Source organism: Kitasatospora mediocidica KCTC 9733 (genome assembly GCF_000744225.1).
Lineage (GTDB): Bacteria > Actinomycetota > Actinomycetes > Streptomycetales > Streptomycetaceae > Kitasatospora > Kitasatospora mediocidica.
Genome location: NZ_JQLN01000005.1, coordinates 401,694 through 422,726, shown reverse-complemented (window position 1 = coordinate 422,726; position 21,033 = coordinate 401,694). Strand labels below are relative to the sequence as shown.

Genomic DNA, 21,033 nt, shown 5'->3' with positions numbered 1-21,033 from the left:
GAGACCCTGTGGCCGGCGGAGCTCAGTCCGCCGGCCGCGGGGTGATCAGCATCTGGGGCCGCCCGGTGACGATCAGCCAGGCGGGCAGCGCCGCGACGCAGAGCAGCGGCAGCAGCTTCTCGTCCTGCACGATGACCGCCGCCGTGAACAGGCTCATCCAGCCCTGCCGGGTGATCGCGAAGAGCACGCCCAGGATCGTGCAGGCCACCGCCAGCGCGGCCGGGATGTCGGTGAAGAAGGTGCTCAGGCTGAAGCCGAGCGCCGCCCCGGCGAAGACCGCCGGGAAGATCCGCCCGCCGCGGAAGCCGGAGCAGGTGGCCACCAGCACCGCCAGCATCTTGACCAGGGCCATGCCGAGCAGCCCCCAGGCGCCGTAGTCGGCGCTGGTGGTGGCCAGCTGCTTCACCTGGTCGAGGCCCTTGAAGAGCGTCAGCTGCCCGCCGATCACGCCGACCACGCCGAGCGTCAGCCCGCCCGCGGTCAGCATCACCATCGGGTTCCGCAGCTGGTGGAAGGCCTGGTGGACGATCGGCAGGGCGTACACCGCGGCCAGGCCGAGCAGCGCGCCGGCCGAGGCGGTCAGCATCGCCCAGAGCACGTCGACCGCCCGCGCGCCGGGGTAGGGGGGCATCGAGATGACGAAGGCGTTGCCGGAGATCAGCAGCGTGGTCATCGCCGCGGAGGTGGCGGCGACCAGCGGGGCGAAGAGCCGGTCCCAGAGCACGCCGGGGCCGGGCACCTCGGAGAGGATGAGGGCGGCCGCCAGCGGGGTGCCGAACAGCGCCCCGACCGTCGCGGCGCCCGCCAGGCCGAGCCAGAGGGCGTTCGGCGTCTGCGGCAGGACGAGTCGGCCGAGCCAGCAGGCCAGCGCGATGTTGATCATCGTGATCGGGTTCTCCGGGCCCAGGCTCACGCCGCCGGCCAGCGCCAGGACCGCCGCCGTCGCCAGGCTGGGCAGCACGTACGGCGGCTGTGGCGGGTCGATCAGGCCGACCGTGGCGGGGTCGGGCCCGGCGTGGCCGGGAATCCGCCACACCACCAGGCCGACCAGCAGGCCGGTCGCGGTGAGGACGGTGATCACCCACCAGGGGTCGTACTGCGCGAAGCCGTAGTGGGCGGGCACGGTCTGCCAGAGCAGGTGCTCCAGCCGGCCGGCCAGATAGCTGAGCCCCAGCAGTACCAGGGCGGCCACCACCCCGACCAGGATCGCCGGGACGATCAGCGGTAACAGGCGCGACGCCGGGGTCTGCGGCGGGCGGTTCACGTCCGTGGCCGGGTGGGCGGCAACGGCCATCGGGACCTCCGGGGGTGGGCCTCGCGCACCGAGGGGCGCGGGCCGAGAGCACGGAGTGTCAGATTAACGGCAAATCAGACATTTGCCCCGGCGAGACCGGTGTCCGGCTCGAAGCGGATCACCACGGCCTTGGAGGTGGGGGTGTTGCTGATGTCCGCCGTCGAGTCCAGCGGCACCAGCACGTTGGTCTCCGGGTAGTAGGCCGCCGCGCCGCCCCGGGCCACGGGGTAGTGCACCACCTTGAAGTGCGGCGCGCGCCGCTCCACGCCGTCCCGCCACTCGCTCACCAGGTCGACGTACCCGCCCTCGGTCAGCCCCAGCCCGGCCGCGTCGTCCGGGTTGACCAGGACCACCCGGCGACCACCGGTGATCCCGCGGTAGCGGTCGTCCAGGCCGTAGATGGTGGTGTTGTACTGGTCGTGCGAGCGCAGCGTCTGGAGCAGCAGGCGGCCGGCCGGGACCTCGGGGGCGGTCAGCGCGTTGACCGTGAAGTTGGCCTTGCCCGTCGCGGTCGGGAAGGTCCGGCTGTCGCGCGGGCCGTGCGGCAGGGCGAAGCCGCCGGGCCCCCGGACCTTGGCGTTGAAGTCGTCGAACCCCGGCACCACCCGCGCGATGCGGTCGCGGATCAGGTCGTAGGAGTCGGCGAACTCCTCCCACGGCAGCGCGTCGGCCGGGCCCAGCGCGGCCCGCGCCAGCCGGCAGACGATGGCCACTTCGGAGAGCACCCCCGGGGCGGGCGGGCGCAGCCGGCCCTGCGAGGAGTGCACGATGCCCATCGAGTCCTCGACCGTGACGAACTGGTCGCCGGCGGCCGTGCTGTCCCGGTCGGTGCGGCCCAGGGTGGGCAGGATCAGCGCCCGTGCGCCGGTCACCACGTGCGAGCGGTTGAGCTTGGTGGAGACGTGCACGGTGAGCCGGCATCGGCGCATCGCGGCCTCGGTCACCAGGGTGTCGGGGGTGGCCGCGACGAAGTTGCCGCCCATCGCGAAGAAGACCTTGACCCGCCCGTCGCGCATCGCCCGGATGCTGTCCACCGCGTCGTAGCCGTGGTGGCGCGGCGGCGCGAAGTCGAACTCCTTCTCCAGCGCGTCCAGGAAGGCCGTGCTGGGCCGCTCGAAGATGCCCATGGTGCGGTCGCCCTGGACGTTGCTGTGCCCGCGCACCGGGCAGACGCCGGCGCCCGGGCGGCCCACGTTGCCGCGCAGCAGCAGGAAGTTGACCACCTCGCGGATGGTCGGCACGGAGTGCTTGTGCTGGGTCAGGCCCATCGCCCAGCAGACGATGACCTTCTTCGAGGCCAGCACCAGCCGGGCCAGCTCCTCGATCTGCTCGAACGGCAGGCCGGTGGCGGCCAGCACCTCGTCGCGGTCGGTCCGCTTGGCGTCGTCGGCCCACTCCTCGAAGCCCAGGCAGTGTTCGGCGATGAACGCGTGGTCCAGCACGCCGCCCTCGCGCTCCTCGGCCTCCAGCAGCAGCTGGTTCAGCGCGCGGAACAGCGCGAGGTCGCCGCCGAGCCGGATCTGCAGGAAGAGGTCGGTCAGCTTGGTGCCGTGGCCGACCAGGCCGCGGGCGTTCTGCGGGTTCTTGAAACGCTCCAGACCGGCCTCCGGCAGCGGGTTGACGCTGACGACGGTGGCGCCGGCCCGCTTCGCGCGCTCCAGCGCGGAGAGCATCCGGGGGTGGTTGGTGCCCGGGTTCTGCCCGGCCACGATGATCAGGTCGGCCTGGTAGAGGTCCTTGAGGCTGACGCTGCCCTTGCCCACCCCCAGCGTCTCCACCAGCGCCGAACCCGAGGACTCGTGGCACATGTTGGAGCAGTCCGGCAGGTTGTTGGTGCCCAGGCGGCGGGCGAACAGCTGGTAGGCGAAGGCGGCCTCGTTGCTGGTCCGGCCGGAGGTGTAGAAGGCCGCGCCGTCGGGGGTCTCCAGCGCCTGGAGCTCCTCGGCGACGATCGCGAAGGCCCGCTCCCAGGAGACCGGCACGTAGTGCTCGGCGCCCTCGTCCAGCAGCATCGGTTCGGTGAGCCGGCCCTGCTGGCCCAGCCAGTAGCCCGAGCGTTCGGCCAGCTCGGCCACCGGGTGCGCGGCGAAGAAGTCCGCGGTGATCCGGCGCTCGGTGGCCTCCTCGGCGACCGCCTTGGCGCCGTTCTCGCAGAACTCGGCGGTGTGCGGCTTGTCCGGCTCGGGCCAGGCGCAGCCCGGGCAGTCGAAGCCGCCGTGCTGGTTGACCTTCAGCAGGGTGGAGACCGCCCGGCGCGCACCCATCTGCTCGCCCGCCATCCGCAGGCTGTGGCCGACGGCCGGCAGGCCGGCCGCCGCGTGGTGCGGCGTGCCGACCACCGGCGCGTCCTGTGCCGGGTCGCTCTGCGGGGCCTGCTTGGCCATGACTACCTCCGGGTCGATCAGGACCGCGCCGTCGTCAGCCCTGCCTCCATCCTGTCACCTCGCTCGAACGCGGCCGAGAGGGCCGACAGCAGGGCCCGGGCGGTGGCGTCGTTCTGCCGGAAGGCCGGGGCGTTGGTGCGCGGGCGGGCGAAGGCGGCGAAGGACCGGCCGTTGGTGTGCGGGCCGAGCGCCGTGCGGCGCGGGTGCGGGGCGCCGCCCAGGCTGGGGTCGACCACCGCGCCGTCCTCGGGGTCGACCGCGAGCAGGCCGGAGCGGTGGACGTGACCGGGGTCGGCGACCACCTCCTCGGACAGTTCGCCGGACCGGTGCAGGGCGGCCAGCAGCGGGTCCTCGGTCCGCTCCAGCGCATGGTGCGGCAGATAGGCCTCGATCAGCGCGGTGGCCGCCACCCGGTGTCCGGGCACGCTGGGGCTGGTGGCCAGGAAGGTGCCGGTGGCCTCGTCGTTCTCGATTGTGAGGTCGGCGCCCAGGAAGCGGACCACCCCGGCCTCGGCGAGGGCCAGCAGCTCGCGCAGCCTGAATCCCGGCGGGCCGGAGGCCAGGAAGCTGAAGAAGCCCTGCCACCAGCCGTCCAGCTCCCGGCCGGTCGAGTGGGCGGACAGCCGCCCGGCGGCCAGCAGCCGGGGCAGTTGGCCGTAGAGCGAGAGCAGCGCCAGGAAGGCGCCCAGGTCGGCGCTGTGGGCGGGGTCGGCGCGGCGGTCGGCGTCCTGCCGGATGTAGCCGCGCAGGTGCCGCTGCAACTCCTCGGAGCTGTCGAAGCGCAGGCCCGCCAGCGGGCGGTCCAGCCGTTCGAAGTCGAGCCGGTCGGCCGGGTCGGGGACGGCGCCGGCGACGATGGTGGCCAACTCGGGTGCGTACCAGTCGAGTCGGTCGTAGTCGGCCAGGAAGTCCGGCCAGCGTACGGCGGTTCGCTCGGGGTGCGCGTGGAAGAGCTCGTGGTAGTAGCCGAAGCCGATCTCCTTGGCCATCAACGGCCAGGCGTCCCGGCGCAGTTCGATCCGTCCGGGGCGGGCGAGGAGCTGCTCCACGGCCGCCGGGCCGAAGTAGCGCGGGAGTGCGGCGGGCGGGCCCTGCAGCCGGTACCCGGTCTTGGAGTGGTACGGGACGCCGCGCCGCGAGCCGACGTGGATCACCGGCTCGCGCCCGGAGGGCCGGTACACCAGCTGGGTGCCCTGCGTCTCGAAGCGACCGCCGCGGCCCTCGGTGAGCAGCGCCGTCAGGTCGACGAAGGCCAGCCCGAAGCCGCGCATGACCAGCTGCTCGCCCGGGGCTATCCCGGAGAGGTCGGCCTCCGAGGAGAACGCCGGCGGGAGGTGGAAGCGGCCGTGCCTGGCGGCGAACTCGGCGGTGGCGGTGTGCTGTTCGTCGGGACGGGAGCCCAGGTGGCCGAGCGTCAGGACGACCCGGTCGACCGTCAGGGGCGCGGCGCCGGAGGCGAGGCGGACGGTCTGCGGGCCGTCCGGGGCGCCCTCCAGCGCGACCGCGGTGTCCCGGTGCACGGTGACTGTGATCCGGTCCGGCAGGTCGGCCAGCGCGCGCCGCAACACCCAGTCCAGGTAGGCACTCTGGGCCCGCCGGGTGGGGAAGTCGGTGGCGGCCAGCGCCCCCAGCTCGGCCCGCAGGCCGGGATCGGACGGCGGCTGGTAAGGGGCGAACTCGGGCATCCGGGAGGCCCATTCGGCCAGCGACGGGCCGGGCCGCACCGGTCCCTCGACGGTCGAGGTGTGGTCGGTGAACATCGTGACGTCCTCGGCCATCGAGTTCATCCGCAGCAGCGGCGACTGCTCGTAGCGCCAGATCCGCCCGGCGCCCGGCGGGAAGGGGTCGACCAGGTGGATGTGCAGCCGGTGGTCGGCGGGCAGCAACTCGGCCGCGTTGGCGGCGATCCGCTCCAGCAGACCGGTGCCGCGCGGACCGGCACCGATGATCGCGAGGCTGCTCACCGGGCCCCCTCCCGGACCGGCGCGGCGTCCAGCCGGGCGAGCAGCGCGTGGTAGCCGGCGCGGGCGCGCTGCCACGGGGTGGCGGGCAGCGCGCCACGGGTCGAGCCGCGCGCGAAGTGCCGTTCCACGTAGTACTGCCCGATGGAGAGCAGCGTGGTCAACGCCAGGTACCAGAGCGTCGCGACCAGCAGCAGCGGGATGATCTGGTAGGTCTGGTTGTAGATCAACTGGACCGAGTAGAGCAGGTCCTGGACCGCGAGCACGCTGACGATGCTGGTGCCCTTGAGCGCGCCGACCAGCATGTTGCCGGCGGTCGGCACGATCGAGCGCATCGCCTGCGGCAGGACGATCCGGCGCAGCACCCGCAGCCGGCCCAGGCCCAGCGCCTGCGCGGCCTCCAACTGGCCCTGCTCGACGGCCAGGATGCCGCCGCGCACCACCTCGGCGGCGAACCCGGCCTCCAGCAGGGTCAGTCCGATCACCGAGGTGAGCAGCGGGCCGAACAGGTTGACCGTCCTGACGGTGAGGAACTCGGGGCCGAACGGGATGCCGAGGCCGAGCGTCGGGTACAGCGCCCCGATGTTGAACCAGAGCAGCAGCTGGACCAGCGGCGGGATCGACCGGAACAGCCAGACGTATCCCCAACTGAGCGTGCGCAGGACGAGGTTGTCGGACAGCCGGCAGGCGGCCAGCAGGGTGCCGAGGGCGAAGCCCAGGACCATGGTGGCGGCGGTCAGCCAGAGCGTCAGGGTCAGGCCGTGCAGCACCGCGGTGGTGGTGAAGTAGTCGCCCACCACGCCCCACTGGAAGCGCGGATTACGGGCCGCCGAGGTGACGGCCATGGTCAGGACCAGCAGCGCCAGGCCGGTGGTCAGCCACTGGCCGGGACGTCGGCGGCGCACGATGCGCAGGCCGGCGTGCGGCCCTGGCGCGGCCTGGCCGGGTCCGGGTCCGGGTTCGCGTCCGGGTTCGTGCTCGGGTGACGGGGAGTCGGCCGGTGGGCCGGTGGCGGGCAGGACGTCGTGCGTCGTGGCCATGGCTGGGGCTCCAGAGCAGGGTGCGGGCAGGGCCGGACACGTGGTGTCCGGGCGGCCGTCACGCGTGCCGCGTCCCTCAACGCGGCGGGTGCTCTCACTCCGGTCCGGATCGTACGCACAGCCGACGCCGCACTTCAAGGGCGGACGGTGGTTGACGAACTCCAAGGTTCACTGCTCAACTTGGGACATGAACGCCGCGCAGCCCCTGGTCACCCGCGACCACATCGACTTCGGTCGGGTGTGGTCCGCGGCGTGTCTGGGCTGACTCGGCAGCGGGCCCTCTGACCGGCCCCTTTCTCCTTCGGAGAGCCTCCCTCGGTGCCCCGTCGCGGGCCGGGAGACCCGCCTTGCCGCCACGGTGAACCGTCCGTTCGCTCCCGTGGCCGGCCTGTCGGCACTCAGTCGCCCGCTGCCTCCCCGCTCGCTCTCCCGCTCCGGCTGACCCGCCGTCACGCGCTCCCGTCCGTACGTTTTCGCCCGCTCTCCGGCGCGCTCCCGCGCCTGCGACCGCGCCTACGACCGCACCCGCACCCGCCGCACCGCCCTGCTCAGCCGCCCGCCCCGCGCCGTGGCCCCGTTCGCCATGCCCGGGTGCGGCCCGTCCGGCAGCCCGTCCGAAAGGCAGTCAGCCATGCCCGTCGAGTTCCTCGGTATCGCCGCGACCAGCGACGCTTCGGAGACCACCACCCGCAGCACCGCCGCCTTCGACCGTGACTACACCCTGCGGCTGGCCCGCGCCCACGAGGAGTACGGCTGGGACCGGGTGCTCTTCGCCTACGGCGCGGGCTCCCCCGACCCGGCCCCGGCGGCGGCCTTCCTGGCGGCGCGGCTGGACACCCTGCAGATCCTGCTCGCCCACCGCCCCAACGTCTCGTACCCGACCTTCGCCGCCAAGACCTTCGCCACCCTCGACCAGCTCAGCGGGGGCCGCCTCACGGTGCACTTCATCACCGGCGGCAACGACCACGAACAGCAGCGCGAGGGAGACTTTTTGACGAAGGATCAGCGCTACGCCCGGACCCGCGAGTACATCGAGATCGTCAAGCGGATCTGGACCACGCACGAGCCCTTCGACCACGCGGGCGAGTACTACCGCTTCAACGACTTCGTCTCGGACGTCTTCCCGGCACAGGCCCCGCGCCCGGGCGTCTCGTTCGGCGGCTCCTCGGACGCGGCGTACGCGGCCGGTGGCGCCGAGGCGGACGTCTATTGCCTCTGGGGCGAGCCGCTGGTGGAGACCGCGGCGCAGATCGAGCGGGTCAGGGAGGCGGCCGTGGCGGCCGGCCGCACCGATCTCCCGCGGATCCAGGTGGCCTTCCGCCCGATCATCGCGCCGACCGAGGAGCTGGCCTGGGAGAAGGCCCACCGCACCGTCGACACCATCAACGCCCGTAAGGCGGCAGGCCAGTTGCGCGGGCGGCTGCTCCTCTCCGGGCAGACCGGCGTCCCCGAGAACACCGGCTCGCAGCGGCTGCTCTCGATCGCCGCGGCCGGCGAGCGCTACGACCGCGCGCTGTGGACCCCGACGGCCGCCGCCAGCGGCGGGTCCGGCAACTCCAACGCGCTGGTCGGCACGCCGGAGACGGTCGCCGAGGCGCTGCTCGACTACTACGACCTCGGCGTCGACATCCTCTCCGCGCGCGGCTACCACCTGCTGGACGACGCGATCGACTTCGGCCGCCACGTGATCCCGATCGTCCGCGAGGAGGTCGCCAAGCGCGACGCCGCCAAGCAGCGCAAGGCCGCCGACGCGGAACGCGACCGCCACCAGCTGATCGCACTGCAGGCCTGAAGCCCTCCCCGTCCACTCCCACTCCTCCACCGTTCTCCCATCGAGAGGCCCATCCCGTGAGACGCCTGTCCCTGCTGGCCGCCGCCCTGTTCCCGCTACTGGCGCTCACCGCCTGCGGGTCCGCGGCCCCCGGCCCGGCCGCCGCGGGCGCCGCCTCCCCCCGGGGCATCGACCCGACCCGGGACGTCGTCTCCGGCGAGCAGAAGGTCGACGCGATCGCCGCCCTGCTCCCGGCCGACGTCCGCAAGGCGGGCACGCTCAAGGTCGGCACCGCCGTCGGCAGCCCGCCGACCGCCTACTACCCGGACCCGGCGACGAAGAAGGCGGCGGGCCTGGACATCGACGTCACCGATGCCGTCGCCAAGGTGCTCGGCCTGACCGTCGACCGCCAGGAGGCCGCCTTCGAGACCATCCTGCCCGCGCTCTCCAGCGGCAAGTACGACTTCGGCACCGGCAACTTCGGCGTCACCACCGCCCGCCTGAAGACCATCGACTTCGTCACCTACATCGACGACGGCCAGGGCTTCGCGGTCCGCAAGGACAACACCGCCCTGAGCGGCATCACCACCCTCCAGCAGCTCTGCGGGCTGACCGTCGGCACCGGGGCCGGCACCACTTTCGAGACCACGCTGAACACCCAGAAGCACGTCTGCGCGGACGCCGGCAAGAAGCCGTACACCGTTCAGTCCTTCTCGGACGGCGCCGCCCTGCTCACCAGCCTCCAGCAGGGCCGGATCGACACCGTGATGTCGACCATCAACGGTCTGCGCTACCAGGCCGCCCAGCCCGCGGCCGGGACCAGGTTCGTCGGCGAGTTCCACCGCCTGGACGTCGGCTTCGCCTTCGCCAAGGGCACCCCGCTGGCCCCGGCCTTCCAGGCCGCGGTCAACCAGTTGATCAAGGACGGCACGTATCAGCGGATCCTGCAGAAGTGGGGCACCGCCGACTCGGCCGTCCAGCAGTCGCAGATCGACCCGCCCGAACACGCGTGACGGCCGGTCCGTCCTTTCCGGAAGGCACAGATATGAGCAACACCGACGTGATGGTCGAGATCCGCGGCGTGCACAAGAGCTTCGGCCGGCTCGACGTGCTGCGCGGGGTGGACCTGGAGGTCCGGGCCGGTTCGGTCACCGTGGTCCTGGGGCCGTCCGGCTCGGGCAAGTCGACCCTGCTGCGGATCGTCAACCGGCTGGAGCGCACCGACCGGGGCTTCGTGTCGATCGACGGCGAGCTGATCGGCTACCGGCGCTCGGGCGACCGGCTGTACGAGCTGCGGGAGCGCGAGGTGCTGCGCCAGCGCACCCACATCGGCTTCGTCTTCCAGAACTTCAACCTCTTCCCGCATCTGACGGTCCTCGACAACATCACCGAGGCGCCGGTCAACGCGCTGGGCCGCTCGCGCGCCGACGCCCGGGCGCGGGCGCTGGAACTGCTGGAGCGGGTCGGCCTGGCGGACAAGGCCGAGGCCTACCCGCGCCAGCTCTCCGGCGGCCAGCAGCAGCGGGTGGCGATCGCCCGGGCGCTGGCCCTGGACCCCAAGGTGCTGCTCTTCGACGAGCCGACCTCGGCGCTCGACCCGGAGCTGGTCGGCGAGGTGTTGGACGTGATCAAGGACCTGGCCCGGGCCGGGACCACGATGATCGTGGTCACCCACGAGATCGGATTCGCCCGCGAGGTGGCCGACCGGGTGGTCTTCATGGACGGCGGGGTGGTCGTCGAACAGGGCGAGCCGGGCGCGGTGCTGGACCACCCGCAGCACGAGCGCACCCGCGCCTTCCTCTCCAAGGTGCTCTGAGGCCCCGCCCCGGACCAGTGCCGCGGTCGCTACCCTGGCCTCCGGGCAACCAGGCCGGGGCATCGGGGAATTCGCGATCACGGGGGGAACGATGAAAGCCGGGCAGCTGCTGGGGGAGCGCTACGAGCTGGTGCGGGAGCTGGGGCGCGGGGGCTTCGGCGTCGTCTGGGAGGCCCGTGACCTGCGGCTGGGCCGGTCGGTGGCGGTGAAGACGCTGCGCCACCGCGGCCCGGACAGCGCCAACGACATCCGCCGGATGGTGCGCGAGGTCGAGATCCTGGCCCGGCTCAGCCACCCCAACATCGTCGTCGTCCTCGACCAGGGCGAGGCCGAGGACGAGCCGGACCGGGTCAGTTACCTGGTGATGGAGCTACTGGACGGTCCGACCCTGGCGCACGTCATCGCCACCGAACCGCCGGACCTGGCGCGCTCGCTGGCCTGGGGCCGGCAACTCTGCACGGCGCTCGGCGCGGCACACGCGGCCCAGGTGATCCACCGGGACGTCAAGCCCGAGAACATCATGCTGACCGGCCCCGGCTGGGAGGTGGTGAAGGTGCTCGACTTCGGGATCGCCCAGATCGGCGACAACCTGGATCCCCTCACCACCACGGGCTCGGTGATCGGCAGCACCCGCTACCTGGCCCCCGAGCGCTGGAGCGGCGGCCCTGGCACGGTCCGCTCCGACCTCTACGCGCTGGGCTGCGTGCTGTACGAACTCTTCACCGGGAACCGGCCGTTCACCTCCACCAGCCAGGTCGGCCTGATGAACCAGCACCTGGCCCACCACCCGCCGCGACCGGCCTGGCTGCCCGCCGAGCTCGGTGAACTGCTGCTCGCCCTGCTGGCCAAGGACCCGGCCGACCGGCCCGCCGACGCCGACGAGGTGCGCCGTCGCCTCGCCCGGACCGTGGAGGGCATCCGCGAACTGCGCCGCCGCGCCGACGCCGCCTGGGAGGCGTCCGGGGACGACCGGGCGTCCGACGCGGTCGGCCGGCTGCGCGAGCTGGTGCCCGAGTTCGCCCGCGCCTTCGGCCGCTACGACGGACGCACCCTGCGCACCGCGCACGACCTCGCCGTCAGCCTGGACCGCGCGGGCCGGACGGCCGAGGCCTACTGCCTGCTCGCCGAGCTGCTGCCGGCCGCGGTGAGCGCGCTCGGCGCGCAGCACCCCGACGTCGCCGACATCGAGCGCAGGCTCAGCCGCTTCAGCCGCCCGGCGCAGCCGTGCGCCCAGGGCCTGCTGGCGGCCCTGCTGGCCGGCTGACCGGGCTGAGCAGGGTGGCACTCCAGGGAGTGCAGCGTGCCGACCCGCAGCCTGTCAACCGTATGGGCGCCCGATTCCCCGGGGTACCCGGTTGGAGGAATTGATAGGAACTCGCTCACCGCGACCCCCTGTCTGGGCCCGCTCCCCGCTTGATATACCTCGGATGCATTAGGCACGGGAGGTGTGCGGCCTCCCGCGCGACATGCGACGAACACAGGTGGTGATGGGCAGATGAAGCTCCTCCGTGTTGGCCCCCCGGGCGCCGAGCGCCCGGTCGTGCTCGGCCCGGACGGCACCGCGTACGAGCTGTCCGGACGGACCTCGGACATCGACGGCGCCTTCCTGTCCCGGCTCGACCCGGCCGAGCTCGCGGGCGCGATCGAGCGCGGTGAGCTGCCGGTGGCGGACATCGCGGGCCTGCGCACGGGCGCCCCGGTGGCCCGGCCCGGCAAGGTCGTCGGCATCGGCCTCAACTACCGCGACCACGCGGCGGAGGCCGGCGCGCAGATCCCGGCCGAGCCGGTGATCTTCCTCAAGGCGAGCAACACCGTCGTCGGTCCGGACGACGAGGTGCTGGTCCCGCGGGGCAGCACCAAGACCGACTACGAGATCGAGCTGGCCTTCGTGATCGGGCAGACCGCCCGCTACCTGGCCACCGACGAGGAGGCGGCGGCCTGCATCGCGGGCTACGCCATCGCCAACGACGTCACCGAACGCTCGTTCCAGTGGGACCGCGGCGGCCAGTGGGACAAGGGCAAGTGCTGCGAGACGTTCAACCCGCTGGGCCCCTGGCTGGTCACCCCGGACGAGGTCGGCGACCCCCAGGCGCTCTCCCTCAAGCTCTGGGTGAACGGCGAGCTGCGGCAGGACGGCAACACCGCCGAGCAGATCTTCCCGGTGCTCGAAGTCGTCCGCTACGTCAGCCAGTTCATGGTCCTGGAGCCCGGCGACCTGGTGGTCACCGGCACCCCGGCCGGGGTCACCGCGGGCCACCCGGGCACGCCGTTCCTGCAGCCCGGCGACGTGCTGGAGCTGGAGATCGCGGGGCTCGGCCGGCAGCGCCAGGTGCTCGACAAGGCATAGCGCCGGTCGGACACCCGACCCTTGGCACGGGGGTCGGGTTCCTCAGGGAGCCGTTCCCGCGCTCCCCACGCTCAACGCTCCCAGCCGCGCCAGCAGCCGGGCGGCCGATCCGTCCGGGCTCTCCAGCGCCAGCAGCCCGGCCAGCACCTCGGCGGTCTGCGGATCGCGCGGCGCGGTGACGGCGGTCATCGCCACGAAATCGTCCACCAGCATGTCCCGCAGCTCGGTCTGCGGAATCTGCCGGCCCTCGTCCAGCCAGCTCAGCGAGGCCGCCTCGACCACCGAGATCCACGACCGGACCAGCAGGGTCAGCCGCGGTCCGGCCTCCCGCACCCCCATGTAGCGCAGTGTGCGGCGCAGCGCGGCCCGTCGCACCTCGTCCACGATCGCCGACGTCCGCGCGGTCTCCACCACCGACCCACCGCGCAGCAGCGCGCCGTAGCCGGCGTCGTGCTCGGCGACGAAGGAGAAGTAGCGGTCCAGCACCGAGGCCAGCTGCTCGGTCGGCGTGCCACGCGGCGGGACGGTGAACCGGCTGGTCAGCTCCTCGGCGGCGCTGCGCAGCGCCGCCTCGTACAACTGCTGCTTGCCGCCCGCGAAGTAGCGGTAGACCAGCGGGCGGGAGGCGCCGGAGGCCTCGGCGACGTCGTCCAGGCTGACCTCCTCCGGTGGCCGGGTGCTGAACAGCGTCAGCGCGACCGCTATCAGCTGCTCACGCCGCTGCTGGACGGGCAGCCGGCGGTAACCGGCGCGGCGCGGGCGCTCCTGGGCGGCCCCGGGCGCCTGCCCGGCGGACTGCGCGCTCTCCTGAGGAACTGCCTGCTCGGTGGCTTCCATGGCGGTCAGCGTAGTGCGCCCGCGCCGCAGCGGAACCCCGCTGACCGGCCCCTTCGCGCGGTCGGCGGGTCGGCCGGGGCGAAACCGCGCAAACCCCCATCCTGTGAGGGAGGGCCGGCGGGCTCGAAGACGCGGGAGACGGGGACGGTATGCGGCGCGCGGGCGAGGACGGACGGGTCCACCGGTGGGCGCACCTGGTGTGGCGGTGGATCAGGTCCGCGCCGGGCACCTACCTCTGGCTGGCGATCCTGGCCGTCACCAGTTTCGTGGTCGCCCGGATCAGCCCGGAGAACCTGGACTGGTTCCTGGCCGGCCGCAGCACCAATCTCGACCAGCTGCGCTCGCACCCCGTGCACGCCCTGGTGGCGAGTGCGATCTGGACCGAACAGCCGTCCTTCTTCTTCTACTTCGTGATCTTCCACGTCTTCCACGTCCCGGCCGAACGCTGGCTCGGCACCCGGCGCTGGTTCACCGTCGCGGCCACCGCCCATGTGCTCGCGACGCTGATCAGCGAGGGAGTGGTCAGCGCCGGAATCCTGCACGGCCGGCTGCCCGCCAACCTGGCGAACACCGTGGACGTCGGCGTCTCGTACGCGCTGGCCGGCGTGGAGGGTGTGCTCACCTACCGCTTCGCCGGAGGCTGGCGCTGGGTGTACGGCACCGGCCTGCTGGTCTTCTACGCCGTCCCGCTGGTCACCTCGCACACCTTCACCGACCTGGGCCACTTCTGCTCGGTCCTGATCGGCCTGGCGTTCTACCCGATCACCCGCGGCCGGCCGACCTGGGACCCGCTGCGGACCTGGCACTCCTGGCGCGCGTCCCGGGGGACCGGCGGCTGACCGCCCGCGGTTCAGGAGCCACCGCCTCCGGTTGGTTCTCACAAACCGGCTTCCAAAGCTGCCGGGCTGCGAAAAGATGTCCGAATGGCTGACGAACCGAACCCCTCAGATGGCTCCGGCACCACCCCTCGCCAGATCGCGGACGCCTACGTCCAGGCCCTGGCCGAGCTCGACCCGCTGACGGCGGTCTACCTCGGCATCAACCCCGACGACGACCGCCTGCCGGACCTCTCCCCGGCCGGCCTGCAGGCGGCTGCCGAGCTGGCCCGCCGGACCCTGGCGGAGCTGGACGAGGCCGAGGCGGCCGGCCGCGGCGACGCCGCCGCCGACCCGGCGGCCGAGCGGCGCTGCGCGGTGCTGCTGCGCGAGCGGCTGAACGCCGAACTCGGCGTCCACGACGCGGGGGAGGGGTTCCGCGCGGTCAGCAACATGGGCTCGCCGCTGCACAACGTGCGCGAGGTCTTCACCCTGCTGCCCACCGACACCGAGCAGGACTGGGCGCGGCTGGGCCGCCGGCTGGCCCGCGTCCCGCTCGCGCTGGAGCAGTACCGCGCCCTGCTGGCCGAGGGCATCGAGCGGGACCTGCTCTCCGGCCCGCGCCAGGTCAGCACGGTGATCGGGCAGATCGGGCAGTGGCTGGCGGCCGACCCCGCCGACCCCGCCGACCCCGCCGACCCCGCCGACCCCGCCGACCCCGCCGACCCCGCCGACACCGACCCCGACGCCAAGGCCTCCGGCGGCTGGTTCGCCGCTCTGGTCGCGCCCGCCCCCGAGCCGCTGCGCGCCGAGCTGACCGCCACCGCCCGCACCGTCGCCGACTCACTCGCCGAGCTGCGCGACTGGCTGGCCGAGGTCTACGCACCGGCCGCCGCCGATACCCCGGACACCATCGGCCGCACGCGCTACGCCCGCTGGGCCCGCCAGTGGACGGGCGCCGACCTGGACCTCGACGAGGCGTACGGCTGGGCCTGGACGGAGTTCCACCAGCTGGACGGCGCGATGCGCGCGGAGGCGGAGAAGGTGCGCCCGGGCAGCACGCCGATGGAGGCGATGCGCTGGCTGGAGTCCGACGGCCCGAGGATCGAGGGGGAGGAACCGATCCGGCGCTACCTCCAGGGCCTGCTGGACCGGGCGATCGAGGACCTGCAGGGCGTGCACTTCGACCTGGCCGAGCCGATCACCCGGGTCGAGTCGATGATCGCCCCGGCCGGCGGCGCGGCAGCCCCGTACTACACGTCGCCCTCGCTGGACTTCAGCCGTCCCGGCCGTACCTGGTACCCCACCCAGGGCCTGGACGTCTTCCCCACCTGGGACCTGGTCAGCACCTGGTACCACGAGGGCGTCCCCGGCCACCACCTCCAGCTCGCGCAGTGGAACTACGTCGCCGACAGCCTCTCCACCTACCAGGTCAGCCTGGGCGGCATCAGCGCCAACGTCGAGGGCTGGGCGCTCTATGCCGAGCGCCTGATGGACGAACTCGGCTACCTCACCGAACCCGCCCACCGGCTCGGCTACCTCAACGCCCAGATGATGCGGGCGCTGCGGGTGATCGTCGACATCGGCATGCACGTCGGCCTGGACTTCCCCGCGGACTCGCCGTACCGGCCCGGCGAGCTCATGACGCCGCAGGCGGCCCGGGAGTTCTTCGGCCAGTACTGCGGCCTGGCGCCCGCCTACCTGGACAGCGAGTTGACCCGCTACCTCGGCGTGCCCGGCCAGGCGATCGGCTACAAGCTGGGCGAGCGCGCCTGGCTGAGCGGCCGGGCCGCCGCGCGGGCGGCGCACGAGGCGCGCGGCGAGGTGTTCGACCTCAAGGCCTGGCACATGGCCGCGCTCTCGCAGGGCTCGCTGGGCCTGGACGACCTGGTCGCGGCGCTTTCGGAGATCTGACGGACGGAGGATGTCCAGAAAAGGTAAAAATATTAGGTGAATGTCTGATTAATCCGGCTATGTGAGAAATCTGCTTGCCCCTCGCGCGTCAGCGAGTTTCCCTGGAGGGCAGTGCCGTCCGCGCACGCGGACGGCCTCCCGTCCGGAAGGCTCTGCCGTGTCTTCGCACCAAGCAGCCGCAGCCGCAGCCGTCGACCAGGGGCCGGACCCCCGCCGCTGGAAGGCGCTGGCTGTCATCGCCGTCGCCCAGCTGATGATCGTGCTCGACATCACCATCGTGAACATCGCGCTCCCGTCCGCGCAGAAGGACCTCGGCATCTCCAACGGCGACCGCCAGTGGGTGATCACCGCCTACACGCTGGCCTTCGGCGGTCTGCTGCTGCTCGGCGGCCGGCTCGGTGACCTCTACGGCCGCAAGCGCACCTTCGTCATCGGCCTGCTCGGCTTCGCCGGAGCCTCCGCGCTCGGCGGCGCCGCCGTCGGCTCGGTGATGCTGTTCGCCTCGCGCGCCCTGCAGGGCGGCTTCGGCGCACTGCTCGCGCCCTCGGCGCTCGGCCTGCTCTCGACCACCTTCAGCGACCCCAGGGAACGCAGCACGGCCTTCGGCATCTTCGGTGCCATCGCCGGTGGCGGCAGCGCGATCGGCTTCATCGCCGGTGGTGTGCTGACCCAGTACCTGAACTGGCGCTGGTGCCTCTTCGTCAACGTCCCGATCGCGATCGGCGCGGCGCTGGCCGCGGTCCGGCTGCTCAAGCGGGACCACATCGCCAAGGGCACCCGGGTCAAGCTCGACCTGCCAGGCGCCTTCCTGGGCTGCGGCGGTCTGCTCGCCATCGTGTACGGGACGTCCGAGGCGGAGCACCGCGGCTGGGCGGACTCGCTCGTGCTGGGCTGCCTGATCGGCGGCGCCCTGCTGCTCGTCCTCTTCGTCCTGGTCGAGCGGCGCACCGCGCACGCGCTGCTGCCGATCCACATCGTCGCGAACCGCAACCGCGGTGGCGCGGCGCTCTCGGTGGGCCTGGCCGTGGTCGGCCTGTTCGGTCTCTTCCTCTTCCTGACCTACTACCTGCAGGTGATCAAGGGCTTCTCGCCGTTGCTGACCGGCGTGGCCTTCCTGCCGATGACCGCCGCCATCATCGCCAGCTCGACCGGCCTGGCGGCCCGGCTGATGACGCGGGTGCCATCCCGGAACCTGATCGTGCCGGGGCTGCTGCTTGCCGCGTCGGGCATGGCCTGGCTCACCCAGCTCAAGGTGAGCAGCCCCTACGCCGCCAGCGTGCTGCCGGCCGAGATCCTGCTCGGCGTCGGCATGGGCATGGTGTTCATGCCCTCGATGAGCCTGGCCACGCTGGGCGTCGCGCCGAACGAGACGGGCGCGGCCGCGGCGACCATCAACTCCGCCCAGCAGGTCGGCGGCTCGATCGGCACGGCCCTGCTGAACACCATCGCGGCCAGCGCCACCACCGCGTACCTGGTCGGGCGGAACGCCGGCAGCCAGGCGGTGCAGAACACCGCGGCGGTGCACGGCTACGTGGTGGCGACCACCGTCGCCCTGGGCGTGCTGTTGTTCGCGGCCGTCCTGGCGTTCTTCATGGTGGACCACCGGCCCGCCCCCGGGGAGGCCACCGGCGAGAGCGCCGACGCCTCGGTGCACGCGCTCGCCGAGGAGGCGACCGGCAGCTGATCCATGCCTGAGACAGCGCTCAAACTCCCCCGGACCGCTTTTGCGGCGACCGGGGGAGTTCGTTGTTGTGCGCAGACCAGCGGCACGCCCCCAGCTGACCGCCGTACATCAAAAGTCCTTCCCGACCCTTCTCACCAGGTGGGGTGATCAGCCATGATGAGCGCTGGTCGCCCGGTTAACGAACGTGAACGAACGTGAACGAAGGGCGGGTCCGGGCGAAGGATTCTCACACGGATCTCAGCAGGGGATCATCCGGTATCGAGTCGGGCGGGGAATAGTCAGAACGTAGCCAGGCACCGCAGGCAGGTGCCGACCCAGCCGGTCAACCCGGGGCCACCGATCGTGGGGCAGGAGTCAGTAACCTGATGATCAGTCAGCAGCGAGGGCCCCGCAGGACCCGCCGATTCGCCGTCCGCCCCGTTGTTCTCGCCGCCATGCTGGCCGCTGTCTTCGTCGGCGCCATCGCGGGAGTCGGGACGCTCACCTCGGAGGCGAACGCCTCCAGCCGGACCGCCGCGAAGCTGAGCGCCTTCACGACGACCACCGCCACGGGCGCCGCTGCCGCCGCGCCGTCGCCGTCGCCGTCGTCCGCCGCGCCCTCGCCGTCGCCGTCGCCCTCCGCCGTGCCGACGTCCGCCACCCCGTCGCCCGCCGCGCCTTCGCCGGTTGCGACGACGCCGGCGAGCACCCCGTCGTCGCCCTCGGGCGCCGACCCCCGGACGGTCGCGGCCGCTCCCACTCCCAGCCCCACGCCGACGCCCACTGCGGCCCCCGCCCCCGCGTCCACCCTGGACTCGACGCAGACCGCGCCCGTCACCGCCGAGGCCAACCGGGTCGGCGCGCTGTTCGCCGGCTCCGTCTCGTCCGGCAACCACTTCTGCACGGCGAGCGTGGTGCAGAGCGGGACCCGCAACCTGCTGCTCACCGCGGCCCACTGCATCAGCACGGTGAACGGCGTCTCCTTCGTCCCCGCCTACCGCAACGGCCAGACCCCGTTCGGCGTCTGGCAGGTCACCCAGGTCTTCACCACCAAGGGCTGGCAGGAGAACAACGACCCGGACCAGGACTTCGCCTTCCTGCAGGTGGCCCCGCTGAACGGCCAGCAGATCCAGGACGTGGTCGGCGGCAACCCGCTCGGCACCAGCGCGGGCTTCGACGGCATCGTCCGGCTCTACGGTTACCCCTCCAGCTCGGACCTCCCGCTGCTCTGCTCCAACACCACCTCCCAGTTCAGCTCCTACCAGCGGGTCATCAACTGCCCGTCCTACCCGGGCGGCACCAGCGGCGGCCCCTGGATCAGCAGCAGCACGGGCGCGGTCACCGGCATCATCGGCGGCTACCAGCAGGGCGGCGACACCGACGACACGTCCTACACCGCCTACTTCGACGGCACGATCGCCGACCTCTACCAGACCGCGGTCTCCTCCTCCTGACCTGAAGGCCCGGGTCCGCGCGGAACTCCGCGCGGACCCGGGCCTCCTGCGTGGGTCAGTGCGGGCAGGTCTCCCAGCTGAGGTGGTAGATCGTGGTCAGGCTGCCGTCGGTGGAGTCCATGGTCATGAAGCTGGTCGTGGTGGCCGGGTCCGAGGAGCCGACGCCCACGTTGAGCTGCGTGTTGATCTCCAGGTCGCGGGTCGCCCCGCAGGGGGCGTAGATCAGCGAGGCGATCCCGGTGGTGTCGGTGGCCTGCCAGTCGTCGTCCATCGGCCCGGCGAACGCGTGGGCGGCGTAGGCGGTCTGCGGGTCTCCCTGGAAGTAGTAGTTCGCCTGCTCCCGGGAGGTCGCGCCGTTCGCGAGGTACGCGTAGCCGCGGTAGTCGGCCTCGGCGATGGCGTAGGTGAAGCCCTGCGGCGCGTGCACCCGGACGTCGAGCTGGCAGTTCCTGCGGAAGTCGGTCGGGCGGGCGCCCACGCCGACCTCGGCGAGGTAGTCGCTGTAGGTCACGGTGAACGCCGTGTCGTCGGGCGAGACCGCGACCGCGGCGGTCCCGGCCGGACAGCCCGAGCCGTTGACGGTCACCAGCCCGATGGTGAAGCCGCCGGGCGGAGTGACGTCGCCGGGTCGCGCCTGGGCGGCGGTGCTGAGGAAGAACGACGAGGCGAGCAACGACGCGACCGCGCCGCCGATGGCCAGTCCACGCAACATGGGGTTTCCTCTCGATTTGTCTGACGAGTTCATGACAATCGAACTCTCGGTTCGTTCCCCCGTGGAGTGCTCGCAGCCTAGGACCCCCGACGCGTCCGTCGCAGCGGCACTTCCGGCCATCCCGGTCCGTGATGTGATGCCCCTGTGAGCAGCGCCGCCGAAGAGACGAACCGCCGCATGCTGCGGGCCCGCGACGCGATGGATCGCGCGTACGCGCAGCCCCTGGACGTCCCGGCGCTGGCCCGGATCGCCCACGTGTCGCCGGCGCACTTCACCCGCACCTTCCGCGCCACCTTCGGCGAGACTCCGCACCGCTACCTGCAACGCCGCCGCGTCGAGCGGGCGATGTTCCTGCTGCGCGAGACCGACCGCAGCGTGACGGACATCTGCTTCGAGGTCGGCTTCGGCAGCCCCGGCACCTTCAGCCGCACGTTCCGCGACATCGTCGGACGGTCGCCGCGGACGTACCGCCGGGAGGCGGTGGCCGCGGGCGTGCCGACCTGCTTCGCGATGGCATGGATGCGACCCAGCGACTGAGCAGTTTTGGATAAGTTTTCGTCCCTTCCGCCGCGTAGCGTGAGGCACATGTTCAACGCCATCACGCAATCGCAGATCTACGTCCTCGACCAGGACGAGGCCCTCGACTTCTACGTCGGCAAGCTCGGCCTGGAGGTCACCGCCGACGTCAACCTGGGCTTCATGCGCTGGCTGACCGTCAGCATCCCCGGCCACCCCGAGCGCCAGATCCTGCTGGAGAAGCCGGGCTCCCCGGCGATGTCCGAGGAGACGGCGCAGCAGGTCCGCGAGCTGGTGACCAAGGGCGCCATGGGCGGCTGGCTCATCTTCACCACGGACGACTGCCGCAAGACCTACGACACCCTGCTCGCCCAGGGCGTCGAGTTCACCGAGGAGCCCACCGAGCGCCCCTACGGCACCGACTGCGGCCTCCGCGACCCCTTCGGCAACCGCATCCGCTTCACCCAGCCCCTGACCTGAGCCCATCCGAGGCGGCGGTCGGCGCCCGA

At 72.4% G+C, this 21,033-nt stretch carries 17 protein-coding genes; 11 read left to right on the top strand and 6 right to left on the bottom strand.

Annotated elements, in window-relative coordinates:
* Positions 1-22: 22 nt before the first annotated feature.
* From BS80_RS15980 to BS80_RS15965, 4 genes are all read right to left on the bottom strand, one after another.
* Entirely contained in the window at positions 23-1,294 is a 1,272-nt protein-coding gene (locus BS80_RS15980; protein ID WP_051966669.1) for an ion channel protein, read from the bottom strand.
* 74 nt (positions 1,295-1,368) lie between these two features.
* Entirely contained in the window at positions 1,369-3,678 is a 2,310-nt protein-coding gene (locus tag BS80_RS15975) for an FdhF/YdeP family oxidoreductase (RefSeq protein WP_035798037.1), read from the bottom strand.
* 17 nt (positions 3,679-3,695) lie between these two features.
* Entirely contained in the window at positions 3,696-5,642 is a 1,947-nt protein-coding gene (locus BS80_RS15970; protein ID WP_035798035.1) for an FAD/NAD(P)-binding protein, read from the bottom strand.
* Positions 5,639-6,679, bottom strand: coding sequence for an amino acid ABC transporter permease (locus tag BS80_RS15965; RefSeq protein WP_083974776.1), 1,041 nt, complete (start codon positions 6,677-6,679; stop codon positions 5,639-5,641). Before BS80_RS15965 ends, BS80_RS15970 begins: the two co-directional genes overlap by 4 nt.
* 631 nt (positions 6,680-7,310) lie before the next feature.
* Here BS80_RS15965 and BS80_RS15960 point away from each other — a divergent pair.
* From BS80_RS15960 to BS80_RS15940, 5 genes are all read left to right on the top strand, one after another.
* Positions 7,311-8,471, top strand: a complete 1,161-nt coding sequence (locus BS80_RS15960) for an LLM class flavin-dependent oxidoreductase (protein WP_051966668.1) — start codon at positions 7,311-7,313, stop codon at positions 8,469-8,471.
* A gap of 56 nt (positions 8,472-8,527) precedes the next feature.
* Positions 8,528-9,463: an ABC transporter substrate-binding protein gene (locus BS80_RS15955; RefSeq protein WP_051966667.1), complete on the top strand. Its 936-nt coding sequence runs from the start codon at positions 8,528-8,530 to the stop codon at positions 9,461-9,463.
* Positions 9,464-9,495: 32 nt separating this feature from the next.
* Positions 9,496-10,266 carry an amino acid ABC transporter ATP-binding protein gene (locus tag BS80_RS15950; RefSeq protein WP_035798033.1) on the top strand — a complete coding sequence of 257 codons (771 nt, stop codon included), beginning with the start codon at positions 9,496-9,498 and terminating at the stop codon, positions 10,264-10,266.
* A 91-nt stretch (positions 10,267-10,357) separates the two neighbouring features.
* Entirely contained in the window at positions 10,358-11,530 is a 1,173-nt protein-coding gene (locus tag BS80_RS15945; protein WP_051966666.1) for a serine/threonine-protein kinase, read from the top strand.
* Positions 11,531-11,761: 231 nt separating this feature from the next.
* Entirely contained in the window at positions 11,762-12,613 is an 852-nt protein-coding gene (locus tag BS80_RS15940; protein WP_035798031.1) for a fumarylacetoacetate hydrolase family protein, read from the top strand.
* A gap of 42 nt (positions 12,614-12,655) precedes the next feature.
* Here BS80_RS15940 and BS80_RS15935 read toward each other — a convergent pair whose 3' ends face one another.
* Entirely contained in the window at positions 12,656-13,450 is a 795-nt protein-coding gene (locus BS80_RS15935; protein WP_051966665.1) for a TetR/AcrR family transcriptional regulator, read from the bottom strand.
* Positions 13,451-13,599: 149 nt separating this feature from the next.
* On the opposite strand from BS80_RS15935, the gene BS80_RS15930 reads away from it, so the two are divergent.
* The 4 genes from BS80_RS15930 to BS80_RS43545 all read left to right on the top strand — a co-directional run bounded on the left by BS80_RS15930 (position 13,600) and on the right by BS80_RS43545 (position 19,296).
* The gene (locus BS80_RS15930; RefSeq protein ID WP_035798029.1) at positions 13,600-14,289 is read left to right on the top strand and encodes a rhomboid-like protein; all 690 of its coding nucleotides are present in this window, start codon (positions 13,600-13,602) and stop codon (positions 14,287-14,289) included.
* An 84-nt stretch (positions 14,290-14,373) separates the two neighbouring features.
* Positions 14,374-16,179 (top strand): DUF885 domain-containing protein, encoded by a 1,806-nt coding sequence (locus BS80_RS15925; RefSeq protein WP_035798027.1) that lies wholly within the window; start codon positions 14,374-14,376, stop codon positions 16,177-16,179.
* A gap of 157 nt (positions 16,180-16,336) precedes the next feature.
* Positions 16,337-17,863, top strand: a complete 1,527-nt coding sequence (locus tag BS80_RS15920; RefSeq protein ID WP_051966664.1) for an MFS transporter — start codon at positions 16,337-16,339, stop codon at positions 17,861-17,863.
* A 365-nt stretch (positions 17,864-18,228) separates the two neighbouring features.
* Complete coding sequence (locus tag BS80_RS43545; RefSeq protein WP_157536305.1) at positions 18,229-19,296, top strand: trypsin-like serine peptidase; 1,068 nt, start codon at positions 18,229-18,231, stop codon at positions 19,294-19,296.
* A 55-nt stretch (positions 19,297-19,351) separates the two neighbouring features.
* On the opposite strand, the gene BS80_RS15910 is transcribed toward BS80_RS43545, so the two are convergent.
* The gene (locus tag BS80_RS15910; protein ID WP_035798019.1) at positions 19,352-20,008 is read right to left on the bottom strand and encodes a DUF4360 domain-containing protein; all 657 of its coding nucleotides are present in this window, start codon (positions 20,006-20,008) and stop codon (positions 19,352-19,354) included.
* Between the two features lie 144 nt (positions 20,009-20,152).
* On the opposite strand from BS80_RS15910, the gene BS80_RS15905 reads away from it, so the two are divergent.
* Positions 20,153-20,545: a helix-turn-helix domain-containing protein gene (locus tag BS80_RS15905; protein ID WP_035798017.1), complete on the top strand. Its 393-nt coding sequence runs from the start codon at positions 20,153-20,155 to the stop codon at positions 20,543-20,545.
* A 48-nt stretch (positions 20,546-20,593) separates the two neighbouring features.
* Positions 20,594-21,004: a VOC family protein gene (locus BS80_RS15900; protein ID WP_035798007.1), complete on the top strand. Its 411-nt coding sequence runs from the start codon at positions 20,594-20,596 to the stop codon at positions 21,002-21,004.
* Positions 21,005-21,033: the final 29 nt, after the last annotated feature.

Excerpts from the sequence above, each read along its gene's own strand:
- BS80_RS15965 (WP_083974776.1), bottom strand. The coding sequence starts at position 6,679 with ATGGCCACGACGCACGACGTCCTGCCCGCCACCGGCCCACCGGCCGAC.
- BS80_RS15975 (WP_035798037.1), bottom strand. The coding sequence starts at position 3,678 with ATGGCCAAGCAGGCCCCGCAGAGCGACCCGGCACAGGACGCGCCGGTG.
- BS80_RS15930 (WP_035798029.1), top strand. The coding sequence starts at position 13,600 with ATGCGGCGCGCGGGCGAGGACGGACGGGTCCACCGGTGGGCGCACCTG.
- BS80_RS15980 (WP_051966669.1), bottom strand. The coding sequence starts at position 1,294 with ATGGCCGTTGCCGCCCACCCGGCCACGGACGTGAACCGCCCGCCGCAG.
- BS80_RS43545 (WP_157536305.1), top strand. The coding sequence starts at position 18,229 with ATGATCAGTCAGCAGCGAGGGCCCCGCAGGACCCGCCGATTCGCCGTC.
- BS80_RS15940 (WP_035798031.1), top strand. The coding sequence starts at position 11,762 with ATGAAGCTCCTCCGTGTTGGCCCCCCGGGCGCCGAGCGCCCGGTCGTG.
- BS80_RS15910 (WP_035798019.1), bottom strand. The coding sequence starts at position 20,008 with ATGTTGCGTGGACTGGCCATCGGCGGCGCGGTCGCGTCGTTGCTCGCC.
- BS80_RS15950 (WP_035798033.1), top strand. The coding sequence starts at position 9,496 with ATGAGCAACACCGACGTGATGGTCGAGATCCGCGGCGTGCACAAGAGC.
- BS80_RS15935 (WP_051966665.1), bottom strand. The coding sequence starts at position 13,450 with ATGGAAGCCACCGAGCAGGCAGTTCCTCAGGAGAGCGCGCAGTCCGCC.
- BS80_RS15900 (WP_035798007.1), top strand. The coding sequence starts at position 20,594 with ATGTTCAACGCCATCACGCAATCGCAGATCTACGTCCTCGACCAGGAC.
- BS80_RS15960 (WP_051966668.1), top strand. The coding sequence starts at position 7,311 with ATGCCCGTCGAGTTCCTCGGTATCGCCGCGACCAGCGACGCTTCGGAG.
- BS80_RS15945 (WP_051966666.1), top strand. The coding sequence starts at position 10,358 with ATGAAAGCCGGGCAGCTGCTGGGGGAGCGCTACGAGCTGGTGCGGGAG.
- BS80_RS15925 (WP_035798027.1), top strand. The coding sequence starts at position 14,374 with ATGGCTGACGAACCGAACCCCTCAGATGGCTCCGGCACCACCCCTCGC.